At 75.2% G+C, this 8,456-nt stretch carries 6 protein-coding genes; 2 read left to right on the forward strand and 4 right to left on the reverse strand.

The genetic code is table 11. The features are described from left to right. The 4 genes from AC162C_RS00135 to AC162C_RS00150 all read right to left on the reverse strand — a co-directional run. The coding region (locus AC162C_RS00135) for a glycosyltransferase (protein WP_484095776.1) at window positions 1-413 on the reverse strand (413 nt) is incomplete at its 3' end. Further along, window positions 410-1,744: an O-antigen ligase family protein gene (locus AC162C_RS00140; protein ID WP_462972651.1), complete on the reverse strand. Its 1,335-nt coding sequence runs from the start codon at window positions 1,742-1,744 to the stop codon at window positions 410-412. The genes AC162C_RS00135 and AC162C_RS00140, both read right to left, overlap by 4 nt. Continuing rightward, window positions 1,741-2,988, reverse strand: coding sequence for a glycosyltransferase (locus tag AC162C_RS00145; protein WP_484095777.1), 1,248 nt, complete (start codon window positions 2,986-2,988; stop codon window positions 1,741-1,743). Before AC162C_RS00145 ends, AC162C_RS00140 begins: the two co-directional genes overlap by 4 nt. 46 nt (window positions 2,989-3,034) lie before the next feature. Next, window positions 3,035-5,173: a thiamine pyrophosphate-dependent enzyme gene (locus AC162C_RS00150; protein ID WP_484095778.1), complete on the reverse strand. Its 2,139-nt coding sequence runs from the start codon at window positions 5,171-5,173 to the stop codon at window positions 3,035-3,037. A gap of 70 nt (window positions 5,174-5,243) precedes the next feature. Between AC162C_RS00150 and AC162C_RS00155 the strand changes: the two genes are divergently transcribed. Both AC162C_RS00155 and AC162C_RS00160 read left to right on the forward strand, forming a co-directional pair. Next, window positions 5,244-6,992 (forward strand): hydantoinase/oxoprolinase family protein, encoded by a 1,749-nt coding sequence (locus tag AC162C_RS00155; RefSeq protein ID WP_484095779.1) that lies wholly within the window; start codon window positions 5,244-5,246, stop codon window positions 6,990-6,992. Then, window positions 6,989-8,456 (forward strand): hydantoinase B/oxoprolinase family protein (locus AC162C_RS00160; protein WP_484095780.1); only part of this gene is annotated, 1,468 nt, incomplete at its 3' end. The genes AC162C_RS00155 and AC162C_RS00160, both read left to right, overlap by 4 nt.

The following is an 8,456-nucleotide window of genomic DNA, read 5'->3' on the forward strand; positions in this document are numbered from 1 at the left end:
ACGACGAGCCGTGCCCGACGCACCAGCCACCGCGCAGGCGGCCGGACGCGGTGCGCGAGCGCGACGTCGGAGCCCCACAGCTGCAGCACGAACGGCCGTCCCGTCGCGAGCGCCGGCAGGGCAGACGGCAGCCAGTGCGCGTGCACGACGTCGGCGCCGCGGGCGGCACGTCGCGCCGCGCGGGCGAAGGACACGAGGAACAGCGGCAGCGCGAGCACGAGCCACGGCCTGCGCCGGAGGTTGTTGACGACGCCGTCGCCGTAGGCGATGCCGAAGTGCCGGAACGACGCGGGCGAGACGACGTCGACGTCGACGCCGCCGGCCCGCAGCCGCTCGACGGCGTCGCGCACGAACACCCCGGCGACGTCCCCCTCGTGGCGCGGGTACGAGGTCGTCAGGACGACGACCCTCATGCGGCGAGGCGGCGGCCGAAGACGGCGGCCGGGGCGATCGCGAGCAGCGCGACGACGAAGAAGTAGTAGAAGCTGATCGTCAGGTAGAAGACGTTCGCGACGAGGGTGCCGACGAGGGCCGCCGTGAGCCCCCACGCGAGCGGCCGCACCCGGGCGGCGACCGCGTCGCCGGCGACGGCGAGCGTACGCCCGACGCGGCGGGCGAGCGAGAGCCGCCGGAAGAGGTACGCGACGAAGGCGACGAAGACGACGGCGCCGACGAGGCCCGTCTCGACGAAGAGCGCGACGTAGAAGGAGTGCGGCCCGAAGTCGGTGCGCCCGGTGACGAACTCGTAGTAGACGGAGAAGTTGTTGAGCCCGAGCCCCAGCAACGGGTTCTGGGCGAGGATGTCCGGGACGAACTCGTAGACGCGGAAGTGGGTCGAGGCGCCGCCTCCCTCGGTGCTCACCCGCGCGCGGAGCACCTGCTCGAAGAAGTCGGCACGCGAGGCGACCACGGCGAGCACCACCGCCGCCACGCCCACGAGCGGCAGGAGGAACCGCGCCGAGAACAGCTTGCGCCGGTACGGCACGGCGAGCACGGCGAGGCCGCAGGCGAGGCCGAGCAGCCCGCTGCGGGAGAGCGTCGCGAGCTCGACGACGAGCCCGAAGGCGAGCCCGAGCATCAGCGGCGTGCGCAGCCTGTGACCGGGCTCCAGGCGGAGGTAGATGGGCAGCAGGACGAGCAGCGGCACGATCAGCTCGATGCCGAGGTGGTTCGGGTCGCCGGTGAGGGCGTTCGGCCGGTAGACGCTGGCGCCCTCGACCGCGCCGAAGACGTTGATGCGGCTCGCACCGCCGGTGAGCGGGTGCACGAACACCGTGTCGAGGTTGCCGCCGCTCAGCTCCGCGACGGCGAGCTGCGCGACGCCGTACACCGCGTTGAGCCCGATCCCGACGCAGAACGCGGCCAGCGTCAGCCAGTAGAAGCGCTCGCCCCGCCGAACCACGAGCGCGAGCCCGGCGACGAGGAACAGGAAGTGGAGGACGAACTTGATCATCCCCTTCACCCACTGGTCGAGCGACTGCGCGGTGTCGAGGTTGAAGTACCCGAGCAGATAGACGACCGCGAACGCCAGGAAGAACCCCGCCGCGACACCGGCGCAGCGCGCGAAGCGCCCGTCGAAGCGCTCGAGCCGGTGCAGCGCGAACGCGACGAGGAAGAGCGCGGTGAGGACGTCCGAGAGCGACAGCGACCCCGCGACCTCCCACTGCAGCTTCGCGAACGTGACGGTGAGCACCGTGGCGAAGAAGAGCGCCTCGACGATCGGGGCGCGGTCGCGTCGCCTCACGCGATCTCCCCCATCAGCTCGACGAGCTCCTCGATCCGCGCGCGCCGCGACAACCGCTCCTCCCACTCCGGCGTGAGCTCGAGGTCGGGAAGCCCGCCCTCGACGAAGCGCTCGTGGAGGCCGGCGAGGGCCTCCCGGATCGCACCGACGTCGTCGGGCGCGACGACCGGGCCCGCGCCGACGGCCTCGAGCAGCTCCGCCGCCGCCCCGCCGGGCGGGACGAGCGCCAGCACGGGCCGGCGGACCGACAGGTACTCGAACACCTTCCCGGACAGGACGCCGCGGCCCCGGCCGCCGGCCTCCGGGATCAGGAGCAGGAGCGCCTCGGAGTCGCGCTGCAGGGAGAGCGAGGTCGCACGCGGCGCGTACGGCATCAGCTGCAGGCGGTCGGCGAGCCCGAGGCCCTCGGCCCACTCCCGGTCCGCGCTGCGGAAGTCCCCGAGGAAGCGCGCCACGACGTCGAGCCCCGAGTCGTGGAGCGCCTGCAGGAACGGCCGCGGATCGCGCTTGCCGAAGAAGCTGCCGGTGTGCGTGATCCGCATGCGCTCGGCCGGCCGGTACGCGAGCCCCGCAACGTCGTCGAAGTCACAGCCGTTGGCGATCACGCGCACCTCGCCGCGGGCGCCGAGGCCCCGCACCTCGTCGGCGATGAAGTCGGCGACGCAGACGACCGCGTCGGCCTGGGAGGCGACGAGGTGGGCGGTGCTCGACCGCAGGCGCTCCTTGACCCGCGTCGCCGTCGTGTCGGCACGCCGGTGGACGTGGGCGGTCAGCGAGTCGCGCACGTCGGCGATCCACCGGGCGCCGGTGGCGCGCTTGACCGCGGCGCCGACGAGGTGCACGGAGCCGGGGGGCGACGTCGTGACCACGACGTCGATGCCCTGGTCGCGGACGAGCCGGATCGCCGTCGGCACCGCCGTCAGCGCCCAGCTGGCGTTCTCGTCGGGGACGATCAGGCGCCGTCCGAGCAGCCGGGCCTGGACGAGCATCCGCTCGACGCCCTCCGTGCCGTGCAGCTCCTCGGCGGGCTTGCGGCCGCCCGGGCCGAGGTAGCGCGCCCGATGCACCCAGGCCTGCGTCGGGAGGCGCGCGCCGTCGTCGCGGTGCACCCACCGCGGGTCGTCCGGGGCCAGCACGTGCGTCTCGACACCGAGCGCCGGCAGGTACTGCGCCATCTTCAGGGGCCGCTGCACGCCGCCGCCGGCGGCGGGCGGGAAGTAGAAGCTGACGACGAGTGCCTTCACCGTCGGCGATGGTACTGCGGGAGCGTCCGGGGGGCGGACGCGGAGCTCAGTCGGCGAGGAGCGCGTCGGCCGCGGCCTCGATCTCCGGCTCGGAGACGAGCACGAGACGGGCCGCGTCGCCGAGGGGCACGAACGAGTCCTTGCTCGCGACCCGCGCGATGCGTCCGCGGTACCCGGCGTCGAGGAGCTCAGCGACCACGCCCTCGGAGACGCCGCCCGTCCGGCGCGTCTCGTCGACGACCAGCACGCGGCCGGTCGCGTTCGCCTCACGCAGCACGTCCTCGAGCGGGAACGGCGCCAGCCAGCGCAGGTCGACGACACGTGCCCCGACGCCGCGCTCGGCGAGCCGACGCGCGACGCGCAGGGAGAGGAAGAGGCCGTTTCCCCAGGTCACGACGGTGAGGTCGTCGCCCGTGCCGTGCGTCCGCGCCGACCCGATCGGCACGTGCGCCCCGCTCGGGGCCGCCGTCCAGAGCCCGTCTCCCTCCGCGTGGAGGTCGCGCACGTGGTAGAGCGCGATCGGCTCGAGGAAGACGCAGACGCTGCCGTCGACCTTCGCCGCCGCGACGCACGTCCGCAGCATCGCGGACGCGTCGTCGGGCAGTGCGGGCGACGCGATCACGACCCCGGGGACGTCGCGTAGGACGCCGACCGCGTCGTCGTTGTGGAAGTGGCCGCCGAAGCCGCGCTGGTACCCGTACCCGGCGATGCGCACGACCATCCCGTTGCGGTAGGCCCCCTGCGAGAAGAACGAGAGCGTCGCCGCCTCGCCGCGCAGCTGGTCCTCCGCGTTGTGGAGGTACGCGAGGTACTGGATCTCGGGGATCGGCACGAGCCCGCTGACGGCGGCGCCGAGCGCGAGACCGAGGATCGAGGTCTCGTCGAGCACCGTGTCGAAGACCCGACCCGCGCCGAAGCGTGCGTGGAGGCCGCGCGTGACTCCGTACACACCGCCCTTCACGGCGACGTCCTCGCCGAAGAGCAGGGTCTCCGGGTGCGCCTCGAGCGCCTCGCCGAGCGCCGCGTTGATCGCCTGCGCGAGCGTCAGCGCCTCGATGCCCCCGGGCGGTTGCCGCTCGGCCAGCTCCGCCACGCGGTCCGGCCGCCGGGGTGCGAGCGGCGCCATCACCGCCTCCGCCGAGGCGAGCTGCGGCTGCCGAGCGGCCTCGTCCGCCTGCCGGCGCACGCGCTCGCGGCTCGCGAGGTAGTCGTCCGCGAGCTCGTCCCCCGAGGCGGCCCCGGCGCCGACGAGCCATCGCGCGGTCGCGAGCAGCGGGTCGCGCTCGAGGTCGGAGCGGATCTCGGCCGGCGTCCGGTAGGCGACCTCGGCGTCCGCACCGGCGTGCCCGAGGAACCGCACCACCCCCAGGTGGAGCACGGCCGGACGACGCGTCTCGCGGACCCAGTCGGCGAGCGTGCGGGACGCCTCGAGCACCGCGGCGGGATCGTCGCCCTCGACCTGCTCGTACCGCAGTGCCGGACGCGCGCGGAGCGCGGACTCCGTCCACCCCGACGGGGTGCGCACGCTCACGCCGAGGCCGTTGTCCTCGCAGAGCAGAAGGAGCGGCAGCGGCAGCCGCTGGTGGGCGCAGTGCGCCGCGGTGTTGAGGCCGGCCTGGGCGGTCGCGTGGTTCACCGAGGCGTCGCCGAGGCTGCAGACGACGACGGCGTCCGACGGCCAGGCGCTCGCCACGCCGAGCTTCCGGGCACGATCGACGGCGAGGGCGATCCCGACCGCCCGGGGGACGTGCGAGGCGATCGTCGACGTCTGCGGGATCACCGCGAGGTCGCGATGGCCGAAGACCTTGTGGCGACCGCCCGCGATCGGCTCGTCGGCGGCCGCGGTCATCCCGAGCAGGATGTCCGGCACCCCGTCGCGGCCCACCTGGCCCGCGCGCGCGAGGTAGAAGCCCCCGGACCGGTAGTGGAGGAGCGCCGGGTCGGTCGGGCGGAGCGCGAGCGCGACGAGCGCGTTCGACTCGTGGCCGGCGGAGCCGATCGTGTAGAAGCCGCGCCCCTGCTCCTGGAGCCGACGGCCGACGTGATCGCAGTGACGGCTGTCGACCTGCGCCCGCCACGCCGCCGCCGCCTCGGACGGCGCCGGCGACGGCGAGCCGGGCGACGCCGCGAGCCCGCGCAGGGCGTCGAGCAGATGCTGCTCGAGCGGATCGAGGTCGTCGGCCATCGTCGGCTCCGACGCTACCCGCTCCGCGGGCGTGGGGTCGCCGGTGGCAGCCGGTGCGTAGAGTCGTGGCGTGACGGTGCTCGGCATCGACGTCGGCGGCACGTTCACCGACGCCGTGCTCGTCGGGCCGGAAGGGGTGCGCACGGCGAAGGTGCCGACGGCCCGGCAGCAGGAGGAGTCCGTCGTCGCAGCGGCGCGGGCGGTCGGTGCGTCCGCCGTCGACGTCGAGCGGTTCACGCACGGCACGACGGTGGCCACGAACGCCCTCCTCGAGCGCCGGGGCGCGCGCACCGCGTTCGTGGCGACCGAGGGCTTCGAGCACCTGCTCCACCTGCGTCGGCAGGACCGTGCCCACCTGTACCGGCTCTGCGCCGAGCATCCCGAGCCGCTCGTCCCCCTCGAGCGCTGTCACGGCGTGCGCGAGCGGCTCGTCCCGGGAGGCGTGCTGACCCCTCTCGACCTCGCCACCCTGCCGTCGCCCGGGGACGTCGAGGCGATCGCGGTCTGCCTCCTCCACGCCTACGACGACCCCACGCACGAGCGCGCCGTCGCCGAGGAGCTCCGACGCCGTCACCCGGATGCCCACGTCGTCGCGTCCCACGAGTCGGCACCCGAGATCCGCGAGTACGAGCGCGCCTCGACGACGACCGTCGACGCGTACCTCGGCCCGGTGCTCGGCGGCTACCTGAGGCGGCTTCGGGCCGCCGGCACCGGCGCGGGGCTCCCCGAGCCGCTCGTGATGCGCTCCTCCGGCGGCGTCGTGACGCTCGACGAGGCCGCGGCCCACGCCGCCTGGGCGCTGCTCTCGGGCCCGGCGGCGGGAGCGGTCGGCGCCGCCCTCGTCGCCCGCCGGGCCGGCTACCCGGACGCGATCGCCTTCGACATGGGCGGGACCTCGACCGACGTGTGCGCGATCGTCGGCGGCGAGGCCCGCCGCGAGAGCCTCCGCGACGTCGGCGGCCTTCCGGTGCGGCTCCCGACGATCGCGATCCACACGGTGGGCGCGGGCGGCGGCTCGATCGTCCACCGGGACGCGGGCGGCGCGCTCCGCGTCGGGCCCGAGAGCGCCGGGGCGATTCCCGGCCCGGCGTGCTACGGCCGCGGCGGCACCCTCCCCACCGTCACCGACGCGAGCCTCCTGCTCGGTCGCCTCCCCGCCGAGCTCCCGGGCGGGATCGCGCTCGATCGGGATGCCGCGGCCGCGGCGCTGGGCGAGATCGATCCGTCCGCGGTCGTGGAGATCGTGAACGCCGAGATGCTGCGGGCGCTCCGCGTCGTCTCGGTCGAGCAGGGCCTCGACCCACGGGACTTCGCGCTCGTCGCCTTCGGCGGCGCCGGCCCGCTGCACGCGTGCGCGCTCGCCGAGGAGCTCGGGCTCGCGTCCGTGCTCGTGCCGGCCGCCGCGGGGGTGCTGAGCGCGCTCGGGCTCGCGGCGTGCGACGAGCGACGCGATGCCGTGCGGCCCGTCGTCGCACCGCTCGACGGCGTCGGGGACCTGCCGGACGAGGGCGAAGCCGACCTCCGCTACGTCGGCCAGTCGTTCGAGCTCACCGTCCCGCTCGGCCCCGACCTCGCCGCCAGGTTCCACGCCGCGCACGAGGAGCGGTACGGGTACGCCGACCGGCAACGCACGATCGAGCTCGTGGCCGTCCGCACCGCACGGGTCACCTCGGGGCCCGAGGTCGCGCTCGGCGGACGGCGGATCACGGTGCAGGGGCCGGAGCTCGTGACGCTCGAGGGCGCGACGTGCTGGGTGCCCGAGGGGTGGGCAGGGGCGACGGACGCCGACGGGACGCTGCGCCTGGAGCGGACGCGGTGACCGTGATCCCCGTCGAGCTCCAGGTGATCGGCGCCCAGCTCGTGGCGATCGCGGAGGAGATGGGCGCAGCCCTCATCCGGTCCGCGTTCTCGGCGAACATCAAGGAGCGGCACGACTGCTCGACGGCCCTCTTCGACGAGCGGGGCCGGATGGTGGCGCAGGCGGAGCACATCCCCGTCCACCTCGGCGCGATGCCGGAGGCCGTCGCCGCCGTGATCGCCCGGGAGCCGCAGCCGGGGGACGTCTGGATCCTCAACGACCCGTACACCGGAGGCACGCACCTCCCCGACATCACGACGGTGACGAGGACGCCGCTCGGGTTCGCCGTCACGCGCGCGCACCACGTCGACGTCGGCGGCGAGGAGCCGGGGAGCCTGCCTCCCTGGTCGCGCCGGCTCGAGGAGGAGGGCGTCGTGATCCCGCCGACGAAGCTCGACGACGCGGTCCTCGAGGGGCTCGTGGCCCGCATGCGCGGGCCGGACGAGCGCCGCGGAGACCTGCGCGCCCAGCTCGCCGCCCACCGGCTCGCGGACCGCCGCCTCGCCGAGCTCTGCGCGCGCCGCGGCCGCGAGCGCGTGGCAGCCGCGATGGACGAGCTCCTCGCCTACTCCGAGCGCGTCGTGCGCGCCGCCGTCCGGGCGATGCCCGACGGCACGTACGCGGCGGAGGACGCGCTCGAGGTGGACGGCGGGCTGCTCCCGATCCGTGCGACCGTGACGATCGCAGGCGACGAGGTGCGGATCGACTTCACCGGCACCGCGCCGCAGCACGACGGCAACCTCAACTGCCCCCTCGCCGTGACCCGCTCGGCGTGCTTCTTCGTCGTCCGCGCGCTCACCGACCCCGACCTCCCGGCCTCGTCGGGAGCGTTCGCCCCCGTCACCGTGACCGCTCCCGAGGGCTGCCTCGTCAACGCGCGCCCCCCGGCCGCCGTCGCGGCCGGCAACACGGAGACGTCGAGCCGGATCACGGACGTCGTGCTCGCCGCGTTCGGCGGCGCACTCCCCGTGCCCGCCCAGGGGCAGGGGACGATGAACAACGTCGTCCTCGGCGACGAGGCCTTCGCGTACTACGAGACGATCGGCGGCGGCCAGGGCGCATGTCCGGACGCCGACGGGCCGTCGGCGGTGCACGTGGCGATGTCGAACGCGCGCAACACCCCGATCGAGGCGCTCGAGCGCGCGTACCCGTTCCGCGTCGAGCGCTACGCGGTCCGCGTCGGCTCCGGCGGGCGCGGCCGACACCACGGCGGCGACGGCGTCGTGCGCGAGCTGCGCGTCCTCGCGCCGCTGCGGCTGTCCGTGATCGCGCAGCGGCGGTCGGTCGCTCCCCGCGGGAGGAGCGGGGGCGGTGACGGGCTGCCGGGCCGCACGCTCGTCAACGGCGTCGAGCTTCCGGCCTCGGCGACCGTCGACCTCGCACCGGGCGACCTCGTGCGCATCGAGACCCCGGGGGGCGGGGCCT

The sequence above is a fragment of the Gaiella sp. genome, assembly GCF_057140465.1.